The organism is Clostridium sp. UBA6640 (assembly GCF_002455975.1).
Lineage (GTDB): Bacteria > Bacillota > Clostridia > Clostridiales > Clostridiaceae > Clostridium_J.
This window is the reverse complement of sequence record NZ_DKLM01000048.1, coordinates 1-23,665: the sequence shown is the minus strand read 5'-3', so window position 1 is coordinate 23,665 and position 23,665 is coordinate 1. Positions and strand designations below refer to the sequence as shown.

The window sequence follows — 23,665 nt, the reverse complement described above, 5'->3', positions numbered from 1 at the left end:
CGCTACAATAGGTTTATTAAAGAAATTATTTTGACTAAAAATAATTTCAACTATAATTCTTCATTCTTCATACTTAATTCTTAATTGTCATAGATTCTCCATAAGATCGGTTAAGTTTATTGGTCTTGTTCCAAACTATACTGCACCCCAGGGGAACCCTAAAGGGCTTCACTACTGTTCCCCAGGGGTGAAAAGAGTGGCGAACAATGTTCGCCACTACAATAAAAAAACTAGCAATTGTATTGCTAGTTTAAAAATCTATTAAAGAAATTATTTTGTTCAAAAATAATTTCAACCATAATCCTTCATTCTTCATACTTAATTCTTAATTGTTTTACGCTGCCATATCCTTTTTATTAGTAATATGCTTTTTATATGGTAGCTTTTTATATATTAACCAGTAGGTTATCCCTACCATTATAGCTCCACCTACAATATTTCCTATAGTTACTGATAATAAATTGTGTGCTGCCCCTTTTATTGTTAAGTTAGATAATTTTTCTGGAGTTATATGAGATGCTTCCACAAACAGTGCATTACTTTTTGCAAGTAAGCCTATTGAGAAATAATACATGTTTGCTACACAGTGTTCAAATCCAGCTACAATAAATACAAAAATCGGTATAAAACCCATTAATACTTTTCCTGGCACTTCTTTTGCTGCATATGTACCCCATACACTAAGGCATACTACTATGTTGCATAAAATTCCACTAAAGAATCCTTGAGATAATGTAAGATTTGCTTTTGCAGCTGCAACCTTTATGGCGTACCCCCCAACTGCTCCTCCATTTAACTCAAGTAAGCCTGCTCCATATACAAGCCCTGCTATTATTGCTGCTCCTATAAAATTACCTATATAAACTAAGCTTAAGTTTTTTATCATATCAATAATTGATATTCTCTTTTGTGCCACTGCTACTGATAATAAGCAGTTTCCAGTAAATAACTCTGCCCCACATACTAAAACAAGTACTAATCCTACCGGGAAAACTATACCAGCCATAACTTTTTGTAACCCGAAATTAGTTATGCTATGTGAAGCCACTGCTGATCCGTATGCTCCTAACGCTATAAATATTCCTGCCAACATTCCAAGAAGCAATGTCTGAGATGACCTATTTTTAGCTTTTTTAACCCCCATTTCTTCAACATACTCTGTTATCTCTAGAGGTGATAACATCAACTTTTCCATTTACTTTCCCCTTTCACTTTACCCTTCTAAAGCGTGTATTCAACACATTTAAAGGTTTTCATAATTCTCATATTAAACAGCACCGTGATTATTATATTTTAGCTTTAGAAAGAAGTCAAGGTTAGGCAATGGAGAATATAGATTCTTATTAATTAAAAATTAATAATGAAGAATGAAGAATTTGTGGATATTTCTCAGCAGAAGCTGAGAAATTTAGAATTAATTTACTTTTGAAGTTACATAGTAACTTCTTATAAAAAACTAGCAATTGTATCATTAGCTAAAATTAATTTTCATATTAATTATCAATCATCTAATTATAGCAGCGAACACTGTTCGCCGCTACGAAACTAATTTCAACTTTAATTATAAATGTGCATTATTTAACTCTATCTATAATTATTTTTTATTTTATCTATCTTCTCTAAAATTAAATCTACTATTTCTTTAGGTGACTCAACGATTACATCTGTACCTACACCTAATAAAAAATCTGCATAATAGTCTATGTCCCTTATGTCTACAGTTGTATCAATAATTCCAGTGCCATCATCATTAGTTTTTATTTTTTTGTCCATCCATGGTTCTAACTGACACTTTCTAACTCCTTTTTTAGAAAGTCTTACTTTTAACCTTACAGTTTCTTTAGGCTTTGATGGTTCAAACCAATCTTCTAAAGTTATATTGCTAATAGAGCTTTCTACAGTTGCCTCTTCATTTATACTTGCTGATTTAATATAATCTACTCGAAACAATCTGTAAGATTGTTTCTTCAAACAAAAGGCTGGACAATACCAATAGCCATTATGCGAATATATACCAATGGGTAAAATTTCTCTATAGCTAATCCCACTCATAGATTCATATTTAATTGATAAAACGCTTCTTTGAATTACTGCTTCTAGAATAAATTTTAAGTAAAAATTCTTTTCATTTCTTCTTGGTACCCAAAATAAAACTCGGTTTCTCATCACATCAATTTTATCTTTCGTATTATCCGGAAGATAATTATAAAACTTATTTAATGCAGATATAGTATCATCTTCAAAAGGTAGTGACTCATAATTTTGAAGAGACTGATAAGCAAAAAATATTGCTATAGCCTCATTTTCCGTAAATGCTATAGGCGGCAATATCTTCTTATTTAATAATCTATATCCTCCTTTAGGGCCAAGCTCTGTATATAGTGGAACTCCTAGATCTTCTAAATCTTTTAAATCTCTTTGTATTGTACGTATCGAAACTCCAAATTCCTCTGCTAATTCCTTTGCTGTAAAGTTTTGTTTTCTATTAATAACAATTATTAAATCTACTAATCGTTTAGATTTATTCATAATTTTATCTCCTAGAATATGTTTTTTACTCATTATAGTCTTTCTATAATAAATACGTCAATAGATGTCATAAATACATGTTACATTTATATTGATAATAAAAAAATTACTATTTAGGAGGTCAAATTATGTTTAAAAAATTAGAATGTGTGTCTCTTTATACTTCTGATATTAAAAGTTCTGTTGATTTTTATACTACTTTAGGTCTAAAAGAAAATTGGAGAATTGAAAGAAAGCTAAATGACGGTAAACTTTGGACATTAATTGGATTGCAGTTTCCTGAAGAAAATAGCTCAGAGCTTGTTCTTCAAAATAATGCTGATATCAATGTAACAGATATAGAAATATATGTAGATGATGTTATCGAGACGTACAATAACCTAAGTAAAAATCCTAATATAAATTGGATCAGAGAACCTTTTAAAACTGAATCTGGTCATGTTGCAGTATTAGAAGCTCCAGATAAGAATGTGTTTGTATTAGTAGGAAAATAATATATTGATTGAGAGGATTAGTTACATGATTTCGTATAAAGGAAATGTCTCATATTGTTATTCTAATTCTACTTCTATGCTATTATCTACAATAGATGAAGATGTAAATCCTTCTTTAATAGAAGTGCTCACAGGATTTTCATTAGGCGCTTCCATTGAAGATAACATTAAAACCTCTATACTAAAATTATAATAAATAAGGCATCTGAAATAAAAAAAGAGTTTGTTAAACTCCTTTTTCTAATTCACAATTCACAATTCACAATTCACAATTCACAATTATTGATAGTTCTCAGCAATTGCTAAGAAATTCAAATTTTATTAATTGTAGCGGCGAACAGTGTTCGCCACATACTGACTAGCAATGCAATTGCTAGTTGGAAATCTGTTCAAGAAATTATTTTGCTAAAAAATAATTTCATCCTTAATTGTGCATTGTGAATTTTGCATTGTACTTTGATTTAAGCTGTGAATTAAATAAAGTACCACTAACATTAAATTTAATATCCAGCATACTTTAACGCCGTTCTCTTAAAAAATTCTCTAAATCCTTTATCCTGAATGACATCATCTTTATTTTTCTTATCATTCTCCATATCGATATAATACATATTAGTTTCTATATCTACTGAAAGAGAATCTAAAGGAAATCCCTCATTTCTTTTTCCATGAGACTTTGAAGATATTATAAAACTTTCTGTTCCTATATCTTCTCCATCATATTCAAATATGTTTTTATCATCCATCACTAGACATATACCATTTTTATATCTTGCCTTTGCTTGTCCCCCTAACTTTTTAGCTAAGGAGCTATAGTAATCTATCATCTCTTCATCATTTAAATTTTTTCCATTCACCCTTCTAACATGAACTCCAGGTTGATCTTCTTTGCTTAACCCTTCTATATATAGCCCTGAATCACAAGAAAATACTGGCCTTCTATACGTTCTATAATATGTAAGAGCTTTAATCCTAGCATTTTCTAGTGGTTCATTACCACTTTCATCTATTTTATCAAACTTTAAATTAATATCCTTTAATCCGATAATTTCAATATCTAATCCTTCAAGGACTTTTTCCATATGTATTAATTTTGCTGGATTGGATGTGCCATATAATAGATTCATACTTTTCACCCCTAAAATTGATATTTTTTATAATGAACTTAAGGTAATTATCTATATAATTATTTATTTGTTAATTTCTATTTTATTATAAATTAACAAATAAACCTACTAAATAAAATAGACTTACTTCTACGATTGTAGTCTGTCCTTTATAATATATCTACTTTATTTTTTGTCAGGTATTATTGATGGCGAAAAGCCCTAAATAGCAAATAAAAACATCCCCAAAAATGATAATACTAAATAAAAGATTGCTTCATGTTTGATTACAACTGAAGATGATATTATTTCATCTTTTTCGTTGCTATTTTTTTTCAAGATGATGTGAAAGAATGCTTTAAAGATGAAATATCCGATAATAGCTCCTAGGGTGTTCATAATTAAATCATCTGTGGTTGTGGTTCGTATCCGAGTGAACAATTGACTTAATTCAATACTTAAGGATAACAAAAAACCCGATAAGGCAACCTTTTTAATTGTTCGAAATTGTTTCCAAATCAATGGTAACAAGAATCCTAATGGTATCGTCATTATAATATTCAAAACATATGGCATCATTGACTCAGGAGAACTAGAGAATGGAACTAAATAAATTCGATCAAATCCAGATGTAGATGCGGTAACAAACCGTTGCACATCCCAAATTGTTCCTATACCTGTTACCCCATAAACAGCTGCCAGATACAATAAAAAAATAAATACTCCTAGAAAATGCTTGCGAGAAACACTTACCCCTTCCTTCTTCTTAGCCCTTAGATAAAATCCTATTTGAAATACAATACATAAAATAGATGTACAAATAATATTAATTAAAAAATCAGTATGAACAACATACATAATACATATACGAATATAGGCATATAAATACTGAAATAGTAACACAATAATCCTCCTTGTTGAATTAAAATTTAATTATTGACATGATTATAATATCAATAAAAGCTTAAGAATAAGTTAATACAATTCTTAATGTTTTCTTAATTTTTAACGCCTTTAATAAAAATCCAATTTGAAACACAATACATAAAATAATAGTACAAAAATAAGTATAAAAAACTGTAAGTATATAGAATACGTCTCCTAACTTTACATTTAAACCCATGACTTTATCATTTTAGGACCTAATTCAAGAAGATGTGGTCACAATCACTCCATCTATATTATTACCAGATATTTCATACTGTTTATTCGCTGGTACTTCAACTTCAATTGTCTCATTTTGAGAAACGGAATAATATGAAATTATATATTTTTTCCCATAAACACTAACAGAAATGCTCTTTTCTTCTTTCAAATAATCCAAATATTCTTCCAATGCTAAATTCATTTCCTGCATAATCGCACTGTGAGGCAAGCCGACATAACGGATATGCCAAGGTTCATATTGAATTCCTGTAACATCTGTTTTATCCAATGGATAGCGTAATATAAAGCCGTATTCCCAAGATTTTTTTTCTATCCACTTTCCTTCAGGCGCTTTATCCATCTTCATTTGAGTGGATCCTACATCAAGCGCTAATCCTAAATTGTGTTCGCTTTGACCTGCTGGCAAAGCATAATCAGAACCCATTTCTTCGTAAAGTCTGCTTTGCTCATCTAAGTCTCGAAAACCACTGCTAATTAAAAAGTGACAAACCCTATCTTTTTCAGCATCAGATATCATCTCAGAAAATTTTTCAGCTATTTCTTCTGATAATTTAATTTCGCTATCAAGTAACCCATACCCCTTTGTCAATTCTTTGTGCGTAAATAAATTTATGACATCCGATTTTATACTCTTTTGGTGAACAGGATGTTCATTGTTGACTAAGAGTAGATTCCCTTGATAGATCTGTTCTTCCGTAAGCTTAATCTTTTGGATATTTTCAGCTGCCATTTTATCATCCGATGTATCCTTATTATTTTGTTCATATTTTTTAATCTCTCCTTGAATATCTACTTTATATTGAGATATCGGTAATATATAAAAAATAAAAACTATGAATAATGCAAAGGGCAATAAAAGTCCCCACTTTTTCATCTTTAGTTCCCTCCTTAACTTAACTTGTTTATAGTATAGGAAAAACTTTTAAAATAAAAAGTGGGGTAAATATTAAATTTTCCTTAAATTTTTTACTTGAATTTTACACTTAATCTCTTTGAGAATCCTCCATTGGTAAACGGACCTCAAATATAGTGCGTATTAAATTACTTTCGGCAGTAATCGTCCCATTGTGCTGCTCTACTATATTCTTCGCAATGAATAAACCGATGCCTGTGCTATTTTCTTGATTAGTTCGTGCTTTGTCACCAGTATAAAGCATATCAAAAATATAAGGCAGTTCATCTGGAGGAATAGCATCCCCATAATTGATAACTTGAATAACTACTTCCTTTGAATCAATAAAGCCGTTGATATCTACATACTGCCCCTCATATCCATAGCGATTTGCATTAATCAGAAGATTTTCAAACACACGGGCCAACAACTCTCCATCACCCATAATAGATAAAGTGGAAGTAATATTTATTCTTGCTATCAAATCGTTTTTCTCGAAGACAGGATACAACTCTTCTTTCAATTGAATAAGTAGCTCACTTAAATCGATTTGTTTCTTTTCAATTGGTAACATACCATAATTCATCCTAGTTATTTCGAATAATTCATCAATCAACCTTTCTAAGCGTTGAGATTTGGTAAAAGCGATCGTTAAATAATGCCTAGTCTGATTTTCAGTCAAGCTATCATCCTTAAGGATTAAATCTAAATAACCTAAAACAGAGGTAAGAGGTGTGCGCAAATCATGAGCCAAATTTACTACTAACTGCTCTTTACTACTTTCTGAAAAGTCACCCCTTTCTATGGCTTCTTCCAATTTTTCACTTGCCAGATTAATGCCTCGTGCAATATCACTTAATTCGTCATTTGACAATATTTGAACTCGATGCTTAAAGTCACCCTGAGCGAGATAATGAATTCCTTTTGAAATCTCATTGAAATAGGCAGAATAGGGTTTTGTAAGTAAAAAGAAAAACAATATCGAAAGCAGGATAAATAACAGTACAAAGACGTTAAAGTCTCCAATATTCCCCATAATCCTACGAAGATAAGCTAGTGTATCTCCATAATTAACATTTATATAATAATACAATTGGAGTACTTTAAAGAGTAGGTATGTTATGGCGCTAGACAACAGCATGCTTAAACCTAACAACATTATCATTTTTGAACGAAAGCTTCGTAGTATTTTACCCATTGAATTTATAACCTACCCCCCATACAGTTTTTATCAATTTGTTTTTTCGTTTATCCTCTTCAAGTTTTTTCCGCAAAGTACGAATATGAACCATAACGGTATTCCCACTTTCATAATATGCATCCCCCCATACCTTCTGAAAAATATCTTCTGCACTATAAACTTTATTTGGATGACTGGCTAATAAATATAAAATTTCAAACTCTTTCGGAGTTAGCTCAATATTCTTACCATATAAAGTAACTGTATGGTGTTCAGGCGAAATCACTAATCCTCCAAATTCCAAGCTTGAGTTATGGTTAGTTTTAGGTTGATTTAACTTCATAAAGCGTCGCAGTTGGGCATTTACACGAGCTACCAATTCGATGGGTGTGAATGGTTTAGTCATATAATCATCTGCTCCAATCACGAGTCCTTGTACTTTATCAAAATCAGACGTTTTAGCACTCAGAAAAATGATGGGCATATTATGTTTTTCACGAATGTGACGGGTAACTTCATATCCGTCCATTTTCGGCATCATAATATCCAAAATCAGCAAATCAATCGGTTGAGTCTGAATAGCTTCAACGGCTTCTTGTCCATCAGATACCTTAATGATATGGTACCCTTCTTTCTCTAAATGGATAGCAACCAGATTAGCAATTTCTCTATCATCATCAGCTATTAATATTGTTATATTCTTCATCTATCTCACTCCTAAACAAAGTTATATCTCATATTTCGGTATGGACAACTCTCTGAAAAATTATTTTTGCAATTACCGGTTCTTGATGTTTTTGCTCCCAACACCCTCTCTTATATTATGGATTTATTAAGCTTTTTTACAATAGCTTTTGTATATTAAATAGCCTCTTTATGTATCGGAAGTATATATGGAGAATATCCTAACAGTACTCCAGAAATTTTATTGCATTGATTCACGTATTTCGCTAATTCAATAGCACCTTTTTGACAAATGCTATATACACCAAAAATTATTTCTAACTCTGGACTTAAAGCGTTATTTTCTTGAATAGCATTTAAAATAATAATTTTTTCTTTTACAGATAAACTGTGTTGTTCTCCTGTTGCCCCACGCACTAAAATAGATTTTACTCCTTTTTTCAGCTAAGTTGATGATATACCCTAAGGTTGCTTGAACGTTTATTTCTTCGTCGTAATGAAAGGCAGTTGGCACAGCAACATGATAGTTTGCTTTTAAATTAAACAAATGTAATCACCCTATTAATTTAAAGTTATAAAAATTATATACTGAAATGAAAATGACATCAATCTTTTCACTTATAAAAAATGCGGCTACATTGATGAAGGTATACGTAAAATGGGTAAAAAAGGGAAACTTATTATTATGAGCTTTTATTTATAGAAAGCGCTTCGTAAAGATTTTTTCTAAGTAATAATTAAAATAAAATAGACTTAATTCTACGATTGTAGAGTTAAGTCTATTTTTATATTTTCTCACTACTCTTTTTATTAAAGCCTGCATATATGCTAGAATTTTTAAATAACTTCTCTTCTATTTTATATTCTTATCACTCCGAAGGCAATTCTATCATAAAAGCAATTTTTCCCTCATCTACCTTATAAGTTATATATGCATTATTTTTTTTCGCTAATTCTTTGCATATAAATAATCCCAATCCAGAGCTTACTTGTGTATGGTCTCCATAATTATATTTAGTAAAAGGCTCTAATAAATTTTCTTTAATTTCCTTTGGAATAGGAAGGCATTTATTTTCTATAATAATATAAACATTATTTTCACATTTGCATTGAATATTTATCCGCCCATCTTCACTGTATTTGATTCCATTATCTATTAAATTTACAAGAATAGTTCTTATATCTTCCTTTACAGCAAAAATTATAGCGTCATCACTCTTTAAGTTAATATCTATTTTTTGTTTTTCAAACATAAGCTCAAATTCATATATGATTTGAGTTAATAATTCTTTAATATTAAAGTTTTGAGCTGTGTGCCTCTTTCTTTCTTTACCCCTCGCTACCACTAACATATTTTGAACCATTGTATGCATCCTTTTAGATTCAGCTATAATTCTATTATGAGCTCTTTCTGTTACCTCTTTGTCCATTTCTCCCTTTTGAAGTAACTGAGTATATCCTATAATTGCAGTAACAGGGGTTTTCATCTCATGGGTTGCGTAATTAAAAAAATTTCTCGATGATTTTTCTAGCTGCTCTATCTTTTTCTTTTCTAGCTGCAAACATTCCATTTGCGCCTCTATTTGATCCTGCATTCTATTGAAATGATGAATTAAACTTGCTACCTCATCATTACTCTTTGTTTCTAATCTATTAGAAAAATCTCCTTGTTCTACAAAAGACATACCTGTTGCTAAGGTATTTAAGGACTTTGTCGTTTTCTTTAACCAAAAATATATAATTAAGATCATTGCTATAAATAATAGGCTTTGAATAAATATAATTTCTGTCATAAGATTAATAGAACCTTTATACTCACTTAAATAATCTTTTTGAAATATTAGTGTTCCTACATAATTATCACCTACATACATAGGATAGGCATAAGTAGCATAAAACACTGGTTTTTCATTATGTATATATAATAATGATGACTTTTTATCGCTATCTATCATTATCTTCTCTGTATATTTTTCATCTAGTAACTTCCCAGTGAATTGTTTATAATTATTCCTATCATCATTTACTGAAGCGTATATATCATATTGTTTATTAATATTATTTAAGATTGGCCATAATTCACTTTTATTATTGAAACTAGTTGTATCATTACTTATAAGATATTGTGTTTTCATTTCAGAAAAGGTAATAGTTCTTATCCTATCCATATCATTTGTAATAAAAGTTTGTAGATTCTTCTCAAATATTCCCCATATTATGATGTTTATGATAACCAATACACTTAAACTAGCTATTACAACACCTATAGTGATTTTCCCTCTAATAGTTTTTAACATTTTATTTACCTCATTACATAACCAATTCCAAATACCGTTTCTATAAGAGTGTCTCCAGGCATTTCTAGCTTGGCTCTAATTCTTCTAATATGAACATCTACTGTTCGAGTGTCTCCAAAATATTCATATCCCCATACTTTATTCAAAAGTTCTTCCCTTGAAAATACTCTATTTCTATGGGTAACTAAATAAAAAAAGAGAGCATTTTCCTTTCTCTTTAAATCTACTTCTTCTCCATTTTTAAATACTCTTTTCCCCATCAAATCTACAGTAATATCTTCTCCTAGGTCTAAGGTCTGTTCTGAAGAAAAATGTTTTTCTTTCTCTAAACTTCTAAATAGTACTTTTACTCTAACTATAACTTCTTTTATTTCAAATGGCTTTGCTATATAATCATCTGCTCCTAGTTCTAATCCAACAATTTTATCAAAAATATTATCCCTTGCAGTAATCATAATCACTAAATATTCTCTTGATATTTTCTTACAGATCTCAAATCCATCCATATCAGGCAGCATAAGATCTAATAATACAAGATCCGGTTTAAAGCTTTCTATTATATCTAAAGCACTTTTACCATCAAATACACTTTTAACTTCATATCCTTCATCTTTTAAAGCAATTGTTAAAACATCATTAATTGAATATTCATCTTCTACCACCAATATTTTTTTACCCATTATATTCACCCTAATCTCTAAAATAGCAAGTAATTTACTTGTTTTAAACAAACCTATATAGTGATGTTACGTGCTTACTATAACATCACTATATAATTTTAATTTACTATTCAATAAATTATTTCAATTTTTTGTATATACAAAAATTATATATTAAAACCTTGGTTCTATCAATGTTCTCCAAATCACATTGAGCTAAAACCATAGACTTCTAATATTCAATTTTATATTTTTTATATACAATATCTTTTGTTGTTACTGTGTCATCTTCAAATTTAGTTAAATGTCTAGCTAGAAATAATTCCGTTCCATCTTCATTTGCCGTAATATATACATAAGGATATGATGTTTCACCTTCATTCTCAGTTTTCTCTTTATATATAAGATTTAGCTCATCATTTCTTATTTCTTTAATATATCTATTTATAGGGATTATAGATTCCATAGTTTTCTCATTTTGCTTAAACTCCTCTAAGTCCAACATATTATTCCCTATATATTGTCCATACATATTGATGTCATTTGGTACTTCAAATAATACTCTATATTGATTAGTTTTAAAATTAAACTTGCTGATAGAAATAGTCTTATAAATAGGATTATATAAGTAAGAACCTACCTCACTTACATATTTATCTTGGAAAATCAGCATTTCATCACTATTTATCATTACTCCCCTTACATTATCTATTTTATCTTTTTTATTTGAGCCAATATACTTATCTAAATTAATATATGGCTCTAAAAGAGCATTTTCTTGCTGTAATTCTAATTTATAGATTTTAAAATCCTTATTTATCCACACTAAAGATTGTAGTGAATCTACATAGTGAAATTCCTTTGTAAATATTCTTCTTCTATACTCTTCATCCTGAAAATCATCCTGAACATCATAGAATTTCTTACTTTTCATATCATATAAGTACATCTTTTTATCAGATGTCATATATACATAAATCTCCTCATAGTTTTCATTATCTAAATTAGGTCTAATAAAGTACGGACCATCATCCCCGCCACGTTTCCTCAATTCATTTATTACCTTTGTCAGTTCAGGGATCTCCTTAATTTTATCTTCCTTTTTATAATCTACACTAAATACTTTACCATTTTCAAACAATTTGACTCCTAGTTCTTTAGCTCCCCATACATCCTTAAAAACTTCCTTTGAAGTTTCTATTAATTTATTATCATCATCTACTTTATATAAATGCTCTTTTATATGTCCTGCTATTGGATGGGTTAATGATGCTTCTCCTACTATTGCTCCAAGGCCTTTACCAATAGCTCCATAAACTTCCCCTTCATGATAAAAAGCTGGTTGAAAATAGTCTCCTTCATCTAATTTAAAATTTATCTTTTCTACTGTTACTTTTGGATTATTATTTTTTTCCCCTAGTTTTTGATCTCTTACATCGCTTTCAAGAACTATTCTTTTAACACTTTCCTCACTTTTCCCACCACAACCAATTAAATTTATAACTAAACTTAAAAGTATAACTACATATGCTATCTTTTTATTCATTTCTATCCCCCTATATAATACTCAAAATTTTTTGCATGCTAAATTTAAACTAATTCTAAGCTGCCGCATATCTAATTATCTAATTTTATATTTTTTATGAATGATATCTTTTGTTGTTTCTACACCATTTTTTAGATTGGTTAACTGTATAGTAAATATCATTTCTCTTTCATCTTCACTGATTAAAATCCAGTATAATACACGATTTGTTTCCTCTCTTTTCCTAAATTCATCTTGAAATATAGCATCCCAATTATCATCCTCTGAATTTTGTTCAGATAAAGTAATTAAATTATTTCCATCAACTTTTTTGAAATATCTTTTTATAGGTACCATATCTCCATCTTTTTCTTTCAATTCTTCCATGATCAATATATTGTTTTTAATCTCTCTAATATTCATAATAACTTCTCTAGGCGCTTCGAATAGTATATTATGTTGGTTAGTTTTAAAGTTAAACTTGCTTATAGAAATAAGTTTATCCTTCCAAAGTTCTACATCCGTTATCGATTCTTCTTCAAAGATTAACATCTCATCACCATTTATCATTACTGCTTCTACATTATTCATGTATCCTTTATCATTTAAATTTAAATACTCATCTAAGTAATAATAGTTTTCTTCAAATTTTAAACTATAAAGTTTTAAATCTTTACCTATACACATAACAGATTTTAATGAATCTACATAATAAAAGTTATTAAACTTAATATCCTCTTCATCTTTCTTCTCATAAATTTTTTTATTATCCATATCATAAAAATATATTTTTGACTCTGCATCATAGGGCTCTGACTCTCTAATAATCACATAATTCCCGCATTCTGACATACTATATACATTTTCACTTTCTCCCTTTAATTCCTTTATTGCAGCTGTCAATTCAGGAATTTCTCTAGGTTTATCTTCCTTTTCATAATCTATACTAAATACCAAATCCCCTTTTCCATATGCAAAACCTAATAACTTTTTGTATCCTCTCATACAATCAACAGCTTCCTTCGAAGTTTCTATCAACGTATTATCTTTACCTACTTTATATAAATACTCTCTCGTAGGTTCTCCTGTTGAATTGTGTATTCCCCCTTTTGTCACCTGCCCAATACCTTTTGATATATAACCGTACATTTCTCCTTCATGATAAAATGCTGGATAAAAATAATCCCCTTTATCTAATTTAAAATCTACTATTTCCCCCCATCCTTTATAATTAATATTTTCTAAATTCAATTCTGGCTTTCTTACATCACTTTCAAGCACTATCCTTTTAACATTTTCCTGTTCTTTCTTTTCACACCCAATTAACTGTGTGGCTAAACTTAAAACCATGACCACATATATTATCTTTTTATTCATACCTCTCCTCCCTAGCTTTATATTATCAAATGGTTTTTACAAACTAACTTTAACTTGTTTCCAAATTGTAAAATACCCCAATTTTTTCATAAAAATATCCTAGAATACCTGTCTTTTAAGTATTCTAGGATTAACAAAAATTATTATACTTTCATTTAAATGTGGAGATATTTTCTTAGTTACTATATTTTCAAACTTATATATAAATAATTTATATCTTAAGACTTTCTCTAAAATACATAAGAATTTTATAATGTCGGCAATCTGTATACTCTTATTTATTCTTTAACCCAATAACTTCTGCAATCATTAGACCTACTTAGAAAGCCGTATTCAATTAATGCTCTTCTTATAGTTGCAAAATCATCATATACTGCCTTTAATATTTCATTTATTTCTTTTTCTGAATAAATTACGCTACTTTCAAATCTTTTCATTATTTCTTCTAAAACTATAATTTTTTTCTTTTCTCTTGATGGATAACTTTTTAATACCCCGCTTTTATCCATATAATTTTCTATAACCTGTACCTTCTCCTCATCAGTTATATTGAATCTATCATCTAAGGTAGTTGCTGTCTTATGGGCATCACATATAGTTCCTTTATCAAGCTTATTTATCTTTTTGTTAGTACTTTGAGCTAATAAATCCATAATGGCTAAATACAATTTTGCCTGTTTTTCTTTTTCCCTTAGTTTATAACGATGATTTCTTATAGTAGAGGTTGCAACGTTTAACTTATTGGATATTTCTTTATCTGATAATCCCTGTGAAAAAAGGTTTATTATTTCTCTTTGTACCTCTGAAATTCCGGTAAAACTTGAATTCATATTTAATAAATATTGCAGCATTGAATTATGTTTCTCTTCTATATGAATTTCAGCAGCTTTCTTTGCTTCATAAAACTCTGAATCAATTTTATATATTTTACCAATGATAAAATTTTCTCCACAAATTAAACATTTAATATTATCATCACTTTGAATATATCCATTTTTTATATCATCTATTGTTGCATTCCAGAACTCTTCATTATTTTTTATTTCTTCATCACTCTTATTCATCAATGCATTCTCCCTCTCTCCAATATTTTGAACCATCTTTTTCTCTAAATAATAGTTTATAATCTATTAATCCTCTTCTAAGTAGAAAATAATCTTCAAATGTATGCCATTCATTAATTATGCTATTAACTTCTTTCTCAGTGTAAAAATAATTATATTCAAATTTGCTAGCAAGATAACGTAAAATTTCGACCTTTAGCTCTTTTTTAGCAGACCAAATTTTTATTCTACCTTTATCATCAAGAAATCTTTCTATATTCCCCATAATGTTCATCTCCTAATTCTATAATTAATATATTTATTTCAATAATTATCATTTATAAGTATAATTATATAATCATTTTCATATTTTGTCTATTTATTTATAGATAAAATTAAATTACGTTTATGTATATATTTAATATATTAACTATCATATTTAAGCGATGCTACTTAATTGTCATTAATTTTCTTATTTAATTAAATATATCAAAGGCGCTTAAAATTCATAATATGTATTAAGATTAATTTTGAAAGGAGATATATAATGTATTTAACAGGCGGAGTTGTTCGTAGAAATAATCCCCTATATTTAGAAGCTAGTAGAGATTTGAATCTAGCCTTTAGAAAATTTCCTTGCATTATAGTTTTCTGTTTTTCTGAAGCAGATGTGATAAATGCATTAAAATATGCAATATCAGAATGCATTCCATTTAGAATTAGAAGTGGAAGACATGATTATCAGGCAAATTCAAATGTAAATAGAGGATTAGTAATAGATATTAGTAATATTAATTACACTTTTATCGATAGAATAAATAATACTGCTAAGCTTGGTGGTGGAATAACAAATGGAAAGATGTACTCTGACTTAATAAGCAAAGGTTATACTATCCCTGCTGGAACATGTAAAGATACAGGCCTCTGTGGACTAACTACTTGTGGTGGTGTAGGATTTGCATCAAGATTACTAGGACTTTCTTGTGATAATTTATTAGAAGTAGAACTAATAAATTATGAAGGTAAGAAAATAGTTGCAAATGAATGTTGTAATGATAATTTATTTTGGGCTGTAAGAGGTGGACTTGCCTCAAATTTTGGAGTAGTAGTTTCACTAACTTATAAAATTACTCCTGTATGCGATGTTTCAACTTATGTTATAACTTGGAACAGCAAATACTTTATTGATGTAGTAGAGCTTTGGCAAGAGCTAACCCCTCATGCTGATGTTAGATTAACAACTACTGTAGTTTATGAAAAAGAACCTTGTGGTAATATCTTATTATCATCACAAGGGCAGTTTTTTGGAAGCAAAGAAGAATTAGAATGTATAATAAGACCACTTATAAGGGCTTTTCCAACAAGATCTGTAGAAATAGAGTGTGTTCCATATAGAGAAGCTATAGAAATGTGGAATGTTGGATGCCCTACCCCTCAAAAATTTAAAGCAACAGGCTCTTTTATATATGATCCACTTAATAGATGTATATTAGAATCTTTAGAAGATGAAATGATAAATTCTCCTAATAATTATAGCCGATTTTATGAGTTTATAGGGCTTAACGGAAATGTAAGTGACATTGATCCAAATGATACTGCCTTTGTTCATAGAGACTCATTGTATTTATTAGAAATAAAATCTATATGGACTTCGGACAGATTTAGAGAGGATAATATTGATTGGACAAACGATGTTAAGGCCATATTAGATCCCGTTGGGATAGGCACCTATAGAGGATTTACTGATTTTGATATTATAGATTGGCAAAATCAATATTATGGAGATAACTATCCAAGGCTTAGAGGAGTTAAAACTGAGTACGATCCTTTTAATATATTTAAATTCCCACAATCAATAGAACCTTTTAATATTTAAATTTAAGATAAAAGCATTAATTATTTATTATCAACAATTTTCATATTTTTTAGTTAATATATCCACAGAAATGTGGATAAGTTGTACAAAATATAATAAAGATTTTAAAATAAAAATATCCTAGAATACTTATGCTATAGGGATACAATGCGAAAACTTAATATATACTCTGGAAAATAGATTTTCTATAAAAATAGCTTAAATTCTTAGAAATTAAGGATTAATAATGAAGAATTCAGGAAAAANNTGAATTTCTTAAAATAAAATTTTTTTTAAAAAACTCCAAAGGCTTTATCAATGGAGTTTTAACCATAATGCTTCATCTTTCATCCTTAATTCTTCATTCATATAAAAGAATTTCTGTTATGGAAATCAAAATCATGATAAGTTAAACTTTTATTAATGAACCTTATATTAGTATTCTAGGATTAATAAAATTTATGTTATTTCTATTTACATATTTAACGGTTCTCCTTGCTACTCATTTCTGCACTCATATATATTGTGTCACTTTTGCTAATGACATGTTTATACCATATTATAATCTACAAATCTCAAATAGCAATGATTAAAAACTAGGATGCTCAGCTTTATGAGACCGTCTTCCCATAGTACTTAGGTACAATTCTACAATTCCATAAATTTTTCGATATCTTTCTCTATGATTTTTAATGCATTTCTCCAAAAATCTATAGAATGAACATCTATATCCACTATTTTTGCAATATCAACAATGTTATTTTTAGCTGTTTGGTTTAAAAATATATTATATTTTTTCTCAAAGTTCTTTTTTTCTTTTATATATTCAGCATAAAGGCCTTTTGAAAATAGAATACCAAAAAAATATGGAAAATTTAAATATTCATTACCAACCATAAAATATCCAACCTTATTCATCCACATATATGGATGAATAGTTTCCTCTTTAATACTATTACCATAAGAAGCCTTCATAGAATTTATCATTAATTTATTCAGCTCTTCAACAGATAATGCTCCTAATTTCCTTTGCTCAAAAAACTTATTTTCAAATAGATATCTCCCATAAAAATCTACTATATAATAAGCAGCATCAGAAATACTTCTTTCTAATACTTCTATACTTTGACTACTTGGTAATATATTTAATAATTCATTACTTACTATAGTTTCACAAAAAGTTGAAGCAGTTTCTGCAATAGGATTAGGATACTCAGTATTTAACATCTCTTCATTATAAAGCTTAGAACTATGATATGCATGTCCAATTTCATGAGCTAGTATGCTGACATCAATATATTTGCCATTGAAACTAGTCATTATTCTACTTTCTTTCATTGGAAAAATGTCTATGCAAAATCCATAATTACTCTTATTTTTTCGTGGTTCCGCATCAACCCATTGATTTTCAAAAGCATTTTTTGCAAAATAAGCAAGTTGTTCACTGAAATTCTTAAAACTATCTACAATTAAATTTTTAGCATCGTCATAAGAAATTTTTACATTGTTATCATCTACAGGTGCGTAAACATCATAAAAAGGAAGATTGTCTTTATGTCCTAACAATTTTGCTTTTTTATAAAAATATTTATGGAATATTGGAAGGCTTTCTTTTATAGCCGTGGTCATAACATTCAATGTTTCAAAGTCCATTCTTGATTGTAATAAAACTTTTTCTAAAGGTGATTTATATCCCCTAAGTTCATATATATTAAGGGCTTCGCCTCCAATTGAGTTTATGCACTTAGCACAGATTTGTGATATGCTTTTACACAAATCATTTTCTGCATAATAAGCAGCCTTTCTCAAAGAAGTATCTTTTTCATATGCCATATTTCTAAGCTCTGAAAGTGTAACTTTTTCTTCTACCCCCTCAATAGTTATATCAACTGTAGCAGTGGTTATTGTCTCCATATAAAGTTTTTGCCAAGCCTGAGAACCTGATATTTGCATTTTAGCAAAAATTAATTCTTCTTTTTCATTTAACAAATACTTTGATTTTCTTAAAAGCTCTAAAAGATAGAATTTATGCTCTAAAAGATATGGTGACGTACTTATTATTTCATCCAAATTCGTAACGCTACTAAGCCATCTACTAAATGTTACAAAAGCTTTAGTAAGCTCTAAATTTTTATATTCAATATCATCTGAAATATTCATTGCTTCAATATTCTCAAAATCCATATTTACAATTAAATATAAATAGGAAGATAATTTCGAATATATTTTCTTGTATTCATTATTGAGCCTTAAAAACTCTTCAATTTTAGAAGAAGAGCTTTCGTCCTCTTTCCAATTCCCTATATCTAATTTATTTATAGAAGCTATATAGATATTAAGCTGCTCCATGTCTTTTTTAAATCTTTCACAACTAAAAGAAGTGTAGATATTATCTAAATTCCACGTTAAATCCATTAATAAACATCTCCTTATAAAAGCTATTATCAATTTTTATTTGTGAATTTTAAAAAGATCTACATATTTTTATCACTCCTTAAAGCTTTGTTTGAGATATAATTAATGGTTTAACGCTTATATAATACAAATTATTCTTTTATTAACATTACCATATTTTACATAATAAAGTAAACTACTTGTCAAAAATTTTAACAAAATATCAAACGGATATATCATTTCTATAAAATAAACTAAAGCCGCAAAATACTTATATATTTTGCGGCTTTAATTTATAACTGTATTATATAAATTTTAATTAACAATTTCATTATTGTTTAATTATTATATCCACGAAAATGTTGATAAGTTATGAATACTGTAATAAAATTGTTTTATTATATTAAAATATGTTATTATTTCAAATACCCTTATTTCCAAGCGTCCACTAAAATTGAAGCTACTTGCTTCAATTCTGAGGGAGTAAAAGAAGCATATCCTACTACAACAGTTTTTGTATCTTGAACTTTTTCAATATAATAATTGGACAAAGAATAAACTCCAACACCTTTATTCTTTGCACTTTCAACAAGCTGAGCTTCACTCATGCCATTATTTACTTGTAAAAGAATGTGCATCCCCGCATCTTCTCCGCTTATCGAAATCATATGACTTAAAGGCATTAATCCCTGTAAAAATGTATCCCTACGGTTTTTATATATTTTTCTCATACGATTCAAGTGGCGCTCATAGTAGCCACCTTGTATAAAAGCTCTTAAAGTACGCTGCTCAAACTCAGAAACTGTACAGGAATAAAACATAAGCTGCTCTCTGTAATGTAACAGTAATTTTTTAGGTAGTACCATATATCCGATACGTAAAGAAGGAGCAAGGGTTTTAGCAAAAGTATTCAAATAAATTACCTTATCATTGTGGTCCAAGCTTTGCAGAGTTGGAATAGGTTTTAGCACAAATCGGTATTCACTATCATAATCATCTTCTATAATATATCTTTCATCACTTTGTGAAGCCCATTGCAAAAGCTGCCTTCTGCGATTAATGCTCATTATTGTTCCAAGTGGAAAGTGATGTGATGGAGTAACCTGCACAACAGTAGCAGGAGTATTTTTAAGTTCATCAATACACATTCCTTCTTTATCCATTGGAATTGAATACATATTTACTTTACGACTTTGCAGAATACAAGAAGTTTTATAATATCCTGGGTCTTCCACTGCAAAAGCGTGATCTGGAAGCATTTCTGTTATAAGCCCCAATAAATATTCTGAACCTGCACCTAAAACTATTTGTTCTGCTGATACATCCATATTACGAAATTCTTGAAGGTATTTTGCTATTACATTGCGCAATTCAATATCACCTTGAGGATGTACAGGTTTAAGCAAGGAATCCGCCTCATTGTTAAGACATTCACGCATTAGTCTTGTCCAAACTGAAAAAGGAAAATTGCTCGTATCAACGGTATTCGTTTTTAAATCAAACTTTATATCACTCGAAGATTGAGTTTCATGTTTCACTTCCCATTCAACTTTTGATTTTATTTTAGGTATAAATTCAACTTGTTGAACATAGTAACCTTTTTTTTCTACAGCATTAATATACCCTTCTGCTTTAAGCTGATTATATGCATTTTCAACGGTAACTTGGCTAACTTGCAAATGTGAAGAAAATGCTCTTTTAGAAGGAAGTTTTTCACCTGCTTTTAAGGAGCCTCCTTCAATCATATGTCTTATATGCATATAAAGCTGCTCATAAAGAGGCTCTTGTTTTTTATCATTAAATATTACTGTAATCATAACATAACTCCTATCTGACATTATTAAATAATTGAATTCTGGTTATTGAAGGCATATCAGATGTATTATATTATTATTTCAAGAATATTGTCAAGATTATGGAGGTTTTAACATGACTCAGGAAAGATATGAATTAAATAAAAACTTAGCACAAATGCTAAAAGGTGGAGTAATTATGGATGTAACTACACCTGAACAAGCAAAAATAGCAGAAGCCGCTGGAGCATGCTCCGTTATGGCACTAGAACGTATTCCTGCAGATATTAGAGCAGCTGGAGGGGTTTCCCGCATGAGTGATCCCGCTATGATTAGAAGTATTCAAGAAGCTGTTTCTATTCCAGTTATGGCAAAAGTTCGTATTGGACATTTTGCAGAAGCTCAAATTTTACAAGCTATTGAAATTGATTATATAGATGAAAGTGAAGTTTTATCTCCAGTAGATGATATATATCATATTGATAAAAAGCAATTTAATGTTCCTTTCGTATGTGGAGCAAAAGACTTAGGGGAAGCACTACGCCGCATTAATGAAGGTGCATCTATGATACGTACTAAAGGAGAACCGGGAACAGGAGATGTTATACAAGCAGTACGTCATATGAGAAAAATTATGGGTGATATCCGTGCCATTGCTTCAAAAAGAGATGATGAATTATACTTAGTTGCAAAGGAATTAGCAGTTCCTTATGAATTAGTTAAATATGTTCATGAAAATGGGAAATTACCGGTTGTTAATTTTGCTGCTGGTGGTATTGCAACTCCAGCAGATGCAGCATTGATGATGCAGCTTGGTGCTGAAGGTGTATTCGTTGGTTCTGGTATATTTAAATCTGGTAATCCCGAAAAACGTGCTGCTGCTATAGTGCAAGCAGTTACAAACTATAAGGATGCTAATTTAATAGCTAAACTATCAGAAAATCTTGGTGAAGCTATGGTTGGAATCAATGAGCAAGAAATAGAATTACTAATGGCGGAACGTGGACAATGAAGATAGGTGTATTATGTCTGCAAGGAGCATTCATTGAGCATATTAAAGTTTTGCGTCAATTAGGTGTAGAATGCTGTGAAATTAGACAATCTAAGGACTTTACAAGTGATTTAAGCGGATTAATTTTACCTGGCGGTGAAAGCACAGTTATTGGTAAATTATTAAGTGAACTTGATTTACTAGAGCCAATACAATCTGCAATAAATAAGGGACTACCTGTATTTGGTACTTGTGCAGGGCTTATTTTATTATCTAAAGATATAGGTGGTAATGGTGCAACATATCTTAGTTCTATGGATACTACTGTGAAAAGAAACGGTTATGGACGACAGCTGGGAAGTTTTACGACAGTTTCAGAATTTAAAGGCATTGGACAAATCCCTATGGTTTTTATCCGTGCTCCTTATATTGTTTCCTGTAAAGATACTGTAGATATATTAGCTGAGATAGATGGAAAAATTGTAGCTGCAAGACAAGATAATATGTTAGTTACTGCTTTTCATCCCGAATTAACTGATGATATGCAAGTTCATAAATACTTTTTAAATATGATATCTGAAAGTAATTATATAAAAGAAGTTCAAGTATAATATAAATTACAATATATTATTTTTTCGATATTCTTGTAGGTAAATAAAGAGCATGAAGGATATGAGTATCTTTCTTAAATTCCTTCATGCTTTATAAATTAGCCTATTCTATTTAGATCATTGAACCCCTTCTATTTCTAAATCTAATCTTTTAAAAAAGTCATCCATGAATTTTAATCGTTCAATACCAATTTCTTTTGCTTTCTTCGTATGTAGTTTTTCTGGAATTTTCTTAAACTTTACTTCATATTCAATAAAAGGTGAATGCTTTGAAACATCCTTTAGTCTTCCATTTTCTGAAGTATTTGTATCTACCTGCTTCTTTACTGATAAACTTTGTCCAAATTGCCCTGCAAGCATAAAACAGCGAGCAATTCCAATTGAACCAATTGCATCAAGTTTGTCTGCATCAAAAAGTATTTTAGCTTCTATTGTTTTAGGTCTGTTATCCGTCCTGAATCTATGTGTAATAATACAATGCTTTATCTTTTCAATTTTAGCATCTTCATATTCTAAATTTCTTAATATCTCCTCTGCCATTTCGCTTCCCAATATGGCATGATCAATTTCCCCTGTTTTATCTTTACTCTCCTTAACTCTAGCAATATCATGTAATAATACTGCTGGAATAAGAACTTCTAAATCTACATTTTCCTCATATTTTGATAAAAATATGCATAAGTTATGTACTCTAAGTACATGATCAAGGTTATGTGCGGAACAGGATAATTCCTTTTCTACAATTTCTCTAATTTTTTTATGCTTTATATCCATATACATCCCCCATTAATATTAATTATATATAAACAACTTAGAATAATGCACAGTGCACAACTTGAAACAGTGCACAATGCACAATTCACAGTTAAGGATGAAATTATTTTTAGACAAAATAATTTCTTTAATAGATTTTTTGATTAGCAATAGAATTGCTAATATTTCATAAAAAGTTACTATGTAACTTCAAAAAAAGAATCAATTTTAAATTTCTCAGTGGCAGCTGAGAAATATCCACAACTGTGAATTTTGCATTGTGAACTGTGAATTGAATTAAGTTCGCCGCTACAG

The 23,665-nt window shown here is 29.5% G+C and carries 21 protein-coding genes; 4 read left to right on the top strand and 17 right to left on the bottom strand.

Features of this window, described 5'->3' with window-relative positions; translation table 11 throughout:
* Window positions 1–334: 334 nt before the first annotated feature.
* Together B2W91_RS04930 and B2W91_RS04925 are read right to left on the bottom strand one after the other, a co-directional pair.
* The gene (locus B2W91_RS04930; RefSeq protein ID WP_291579167.1) at window positions 335–1,195 is read right to left on the bottom strand and encodes a formate/nitrite transporter family protein; all 861 of its coding nucleotides are present in this window, start codon (window positions 1,193–1,195) and stop codon (window positions 335–337) included.
* 389 nt (window positions 1,196–1,584) lie between these two features.
* Entirely contained in the window at window positions 1,585–2,529 is a 945-nt protein-coding gene (locus B2W91_RS04925) for a helix-turn-helix transcriptional regulator (protein WP_291579166.1), read from the bottom strand.
* A 128-nt stretch (window positions 2,530–2,657) separates the two neighbouring features.
* Here B2W91_RS04925 and B2W91_RS04920 point away from each other — a divergent pair, with 128 nt between their 5' ends.
* Window positions 2,658–3,023 (top strand): VOC family protein, encoded by a 366-nt coding sequence (locus B2W91_RS04920; RefSeq protein ID WP_291579165.1) that lies wholly within the window; start codon window positions 2,658–2,660, stop codon window positions 3,021–3,023.
* Window positions 3,024–3,523: 500 nt separating this feature from the next.
* Here the strand turns inward: B2W91_RS04920 and B2W91_RS04915 are convergent, their stop codons facing one another.
* From B2W91_RS04915 to B2W91_RS04860, 12 genes are all read right to left on the bottom strand, one after another.
* Window positions 3,524–4,150, bottom strand: a complete 627-nt coding sequence (locus B2W91_RS04915; protein ID WP_291579164.1) for a non-canonical purine NTP pyrophosphatase — start codon at window positions 4,148–4,150, stop codon at window positions 3,524–3,526.
* A 201-nt stretch (window positions 4,151–4,351) separates the two neighbouring features.
* Window positions 4,352–4,987, bottom strand: coding sequence for a VanZ family protein (locus tag B2W91_RS04910; RefSeq protein ID WP_414633106.1), 636 nt, complete (start codon window positions 4,985–4,987; stop codon window positions 4,352–4,354).
* Window positions 4,988–5,276: 289 nt separating this feature from the next.
* Window positions 5,277–6,170, bottom strand: a complete 894-nt coding sequence (gene vanY / locus B2W91_RS04905; RefSeq protein WP_291579162.1) for a VanY-A/VanY-F/VanY-M family D-Ala-D-Ala carboxypeptidase — start codon at window positions 6,168–6,170, stop codon at window positions 5,277–5,279.
* A 109-nt stretch (window positions 6,171–6,279) separates the two neighbouring features.
* Window positions 6,280–7,386, bottom strand: coding sequence for a HAMP domain-containing sensor histidine kinase (locus B2W91_RS04900; RefSeq protein ID WP_291579161.1), 1,107 nt, complete (start codon window positions 7,384–7,386; stop codon window positions 6,280–6,282).
* Window positions 7,379–8,074 carry a vancomycin resistance response regulator transcription factor, VanR-F/VanR-M family gene (gene vanR, locus B2W91_RS04895; protein ID WP_291579160.1) on the bottom strand — a complete coding sequence of 232 codons (696 nt, stop codon included), beginning with the start codon at window positions 8,072–8,074 and terminating at the stop codon, window positions 7,379–7,381. Before vanR ends, B2W91_RS04900 begins: the two co-directional genes overlap by 8 nt.
* Window positions 8,075–8,229: 155 nt before the next feature.
* Window positions 8,230–8,496: a dihydrodipicolinate synthase family protein gene (locus tag B2W91_RS04890; protein WP_291579168.1), complete on the bottom strand. Its 267-nt coding sequence runs from the start codon at window positions 8,494–8,496 to the stop codon at window positions 8,230–8,232.
* Window positions 8,497–8,921: 425 nt separating this feature from the next.
* Window positions 8,922–10,349, bottom strand: coding sequence for a HAMP domain-containing sensor histidine kinase (locus B2W91_RS04885; protein WP_291579159.1), 1,428 nt, complete (start codon window positions 10,347–10,349; stop codon window positions 8,922–8,924).
* A 5-nt stretch (window positions 10,350–10,354) separates the two neighbouring features.
* Window positions 10,355–11,029, bottom strand: a complete 675-nt coding sequence (locus tag B2W91_RS04880) for a response regulator transcription factor (protein ID WP_291579158.1) — start codon at window positions 11,027–11,029, stop codon at window positions 10,355–10,357.
* Between the two features lie 211 nt (window positions 11,030–11,240).
* Window positions 11,241–12,554, bottom strand: a complete 1,314-nt coding sequence (locus tag B2W91_RS04875; RefSeq protein WP_291579157.1) for a hypothetical protein — start codon at window positions 12,552–12,554, stop codon at window positions 11,241–11,243.
* 75 nt (window positions 12,555–12,629) lie between these two features.
* Window positions 12,630–13,910, bottom strand: coding sequence for a hypothetical protein (locus tag B2W91_RS04870; RefSeq protein ID WP_291579156.1), 1,281 nt, complete (start codon window positions 13,908–13,910; stop codon window positions 12,630–12,632).
* A 278-nt stretch (window positions 13,911–14,188) separates the two neighbouring features.
* Window positions 14,189–14,974 carry a DUF2087 domain-containing protein gene (locus B2W91_RS04865; protein ID WP_291579155.1) on the bottom strand — a complete coding sequence of 262 codons (786 nt, stop codon included), beginning with the start codon at window positions 14,972–14,974 and terminating at the stop codon, window positions 14,189–14,191.
* The gene (locus B2W91_RS04860) at window positions 14,967–15,239 is read right to left on the bottom strand and encodes a DUF2087 domain-containing protein (RefSeq protein ID WP_291579154.1); all 273 of its coding nucleotides are present in this window, start codon (window positions 15,237–15,239) and stop codon (window positions 14,967–14,969) included. Before B2W91_RS04860 ends, B2W91_RS04865 begins: the two co-directional genes overlap by 8 nt.
* A 261-nt stretch (window positions 15,240–15,500) precedes the next feature.
* On the opposite strand from B2W91_RS04860, the gene B2W91_RS04855 reads away from it, so the two are divergent.
* Window positions 15,501–16,829 (top strand): FAD-binding oxidoreductase, encoded by a 1,329-nt coding sequence (locus tag B2W91_RS04855; RefSeq protein WP_291579153.1) that lies wholly within the window; start codon window positions 15,501–15,503, stop codon window positions 16,827–16,829.
* A gap of 627 nt (window positions 16,830–17,456) precedes the next feature.
* Here B2W91_RS04855 and B2W91_RS04850 read toward each other — a convergent pair.
* Window positions 17,457–19,223 carry a M3 family oligoendopeptidase gene (locus B2W91_RS04850; RefSeq protein ID WP_291579152.1) on the bottom strand — a complete coding sequence of 589 codons (1,767 nt, stop codon included), beginning with the start codon at window positions 19,221–19,223 and terminating at the stop codon, window positions 17,457–17,459.
* A gap of 410 nt (window positions 19,224–19,633) precedes the next feature.
* The gene (locus B2W91_RS04845; RefSeq protein WP_291579151.1) at window positions 19,634–21,040 is read right to left on the bottom strand and encodes a PLP-dependent aminotransferase family protein; all 1,407 of its coding nucleotides are present in this window, start codon (window positions 21,038–21,040) and stop codon (window positions 19,634–19,636) included.
* Between the two features lie 91 nt (window positions 21,041–21,131).
* Here B2W91_RS04845 and pdxS point away from each other — a divergent pair, with 91 nt between their 5' ends.
* On the top strand, window positions 21,132–22,007 hold the full coding sequence (gene pdxS, locus B2W91_RS04840) for a pyridoxal 5'-phosphate synthase lyase subunit PdxS (protein ID WP_291579150.1): 876 nt from the start codon (window positions 21,132–21,134) through the stop codon (window positions 22,005–22,007).
* Window positions 22,004–22,597 carry a pyridoxal 5'-phosphate synthase glutaminase subunit PdxT gene (gene pdxT, locus B2W91_RS04835; protein WP_291579149.1) on the top strand — a complete coding sequence of 198 codons (594 nt, stop codon included), beginning with the start codon at window positions 22,004–22,006 and terminating at the stop codon, window positions 22,595–22,597. The genes pdxS and pdxT overlap by 4 nt, the downstream gene beginning before the upstream one ends.
* A gap of 117 nt (window positions 22,598–22,714) precedes the next feature.
* On the opposite strand, the gene B2W91_RS04830 is transcribed toward pdxT, so the two are convergent.
* The gene (locus B2W91_RS04830; protein WP_291579148.1) at window positions 22,715–23,377 is read right to left on the bottom strand and encodes an HD domain-containing protein; all 663 of its coding nucleotides are present in this window, start codon (window positions 23,375–23,377) and stop codon (window positions 22,715–22,717) included.
* Window positions 23,378–23,665: the final 288 nt, after the last annotated feature.

What these genes read in the sequence shown, in the direction of transcription:
- B2W91_RS04900 (WP_291579161.1), bottom strand. Translation starts at nt 7,386, where the DNA reads ATGGGTAAAATACTACGAAGCTTTCGTTCAAAAATGATAATGTTGTTA.
- B2W91_RS04910 (WP_414633106.1), bottom strand. Translation starts at nt 4,987, where the DNA reads ATGTATGTTGTTCATACTGATTTTTTAATTAATATTATTTGTACATCT.
- B2W91_RS04920 (WP_291579165.1), top strand. Translation starts at nt 2,658, where the DNA reads ATGTTTAAAAAATTAGAATGTGTGTCTCTTTATACTTCTGATATTAAA.
- B2W91_RS04875 (WP_291579157.1), bottom strand. Translation starts at nt 12,554, where the DNA reads ATGAATAAAAAGATAGCATATGTAGTTATACTTTTAAGTTTAGTTATA.
- pdxT (WP_291579149.1), top strand. Translation starts at nt 22,004, where the DNA reads ATGAAGATAGGTGTATTATGTCTGCAAGGAGCATTCATTGAGCATATT.
- B2W91_RS04870 (WP_291579156.1), bottom strand. Translation starts at nt 13,910, where the DNA reads ATGAATAAAAAGATAATATATGTGGTCATGGTTTTAAGTTTAGCCACA.
- vanY (WP_291579162.1), bottom strand. Translation starts at nt 6,170, where the DNA reads ATGAAAAAGTGGGGACTTTTATTGCCCTTTGCATTATTCATAGTTTTT.
- pdxS (WP_291579150.1), top strand. Translation starts at nt 21,132, where the DNA reads ATGACTCAGGAAAGATATGAATTAAATAAAAACTTAGCACAAATGCTA.
- vanR (WP_291579160.1), bottom strand. Translation starts at nt 8,074, where the DNA reads ATGAAGAATATAACAATATTAATAGCTGATGATGATAGAGAAATTGCT.
- B2W91_RS04925 (WP_291579166.1), bottom strand. Translation starts at nt 2,529, where the DNA reads ATGAATAAATCTAAACGATTAGTAGATTTAATAATTGTTATTAATAGA.
- B2W91_RS04885 (WP_291579159.1), bottom strand. Translation starts at nt 10,349, where the DNA reads ATGTTAAAAACTATTAGAGGGAAAATCACTATAGGTGTTGTAATAGCT.
- B2W91_RS04860 (WP_291579154.1), bottom strand. Translation starts at nt 15,239, where the DNA reads ATGGGGAATATAGAAAGATTTCTTGATGATAAAGGTAGAATAAAAATT.
- B2W91_RS04845 (WP_291579151.1), bottom strand. Translation starts at nt 21,040, where the DNA reads ATGTCAGATAGGAGTTATGTTATGATTACAGTAATATTTAATGATAAA.
- B2W91_RS04880 (WP_291579158.1), bottom strand. Translation starts at nt 11,029, where the DNA reads ATGGGTAAAAAAATATTGGTGGTAGAAGATGAATATTCAATTAATGAT.
- B2W91_RS04830 (WP_291579148.1), bottom strand. Translation starts at nt 23,377, where the DNA reads ATGTATATGGATATAAAGCATAAAAAAATTAGAGAAATTGTAGAAAAG.
- B2W91_RS04855 (WP_291579153.1), top strand. Translation starts at nt 15,501, where the DNA reads ATGTATTTAACAGGCGGAGTTGTTCGTAGAAATAATCCCCTATATTTA.
- B2W91_RS04915 (WP_291579164.1), bottom strand. Translation starts at nt 4,150, where the DNA reads ATGAATCTATTATATGGCACATCCAATCCAGCAAAATTAATACATATG.
- B2W91_RS04930 (WP_291579167.1), bottom strand. Translation starts at nt 1,195, where the DNA reads ATGGAAAAGTTGATGTTATCACCTCTAGAGATAACAGAGTATGTTGAA.
- B2W91_RS04865 (WP_291579155.1), bottom strand. Translation starts at nt 14,974, where the DNA reads ATGAATAAGAGTGATGAAGAAATAAAAAATAATGAAGAGTTCTGGAAT.
- B2W91_RS04850 (WP_291579152.1), bottom strand. Translation starts at nt 19,223, where the DNA reads ATGGATTTAACGTGGAATTTAGATAATATCTACACTTCTTTTAGTTGT.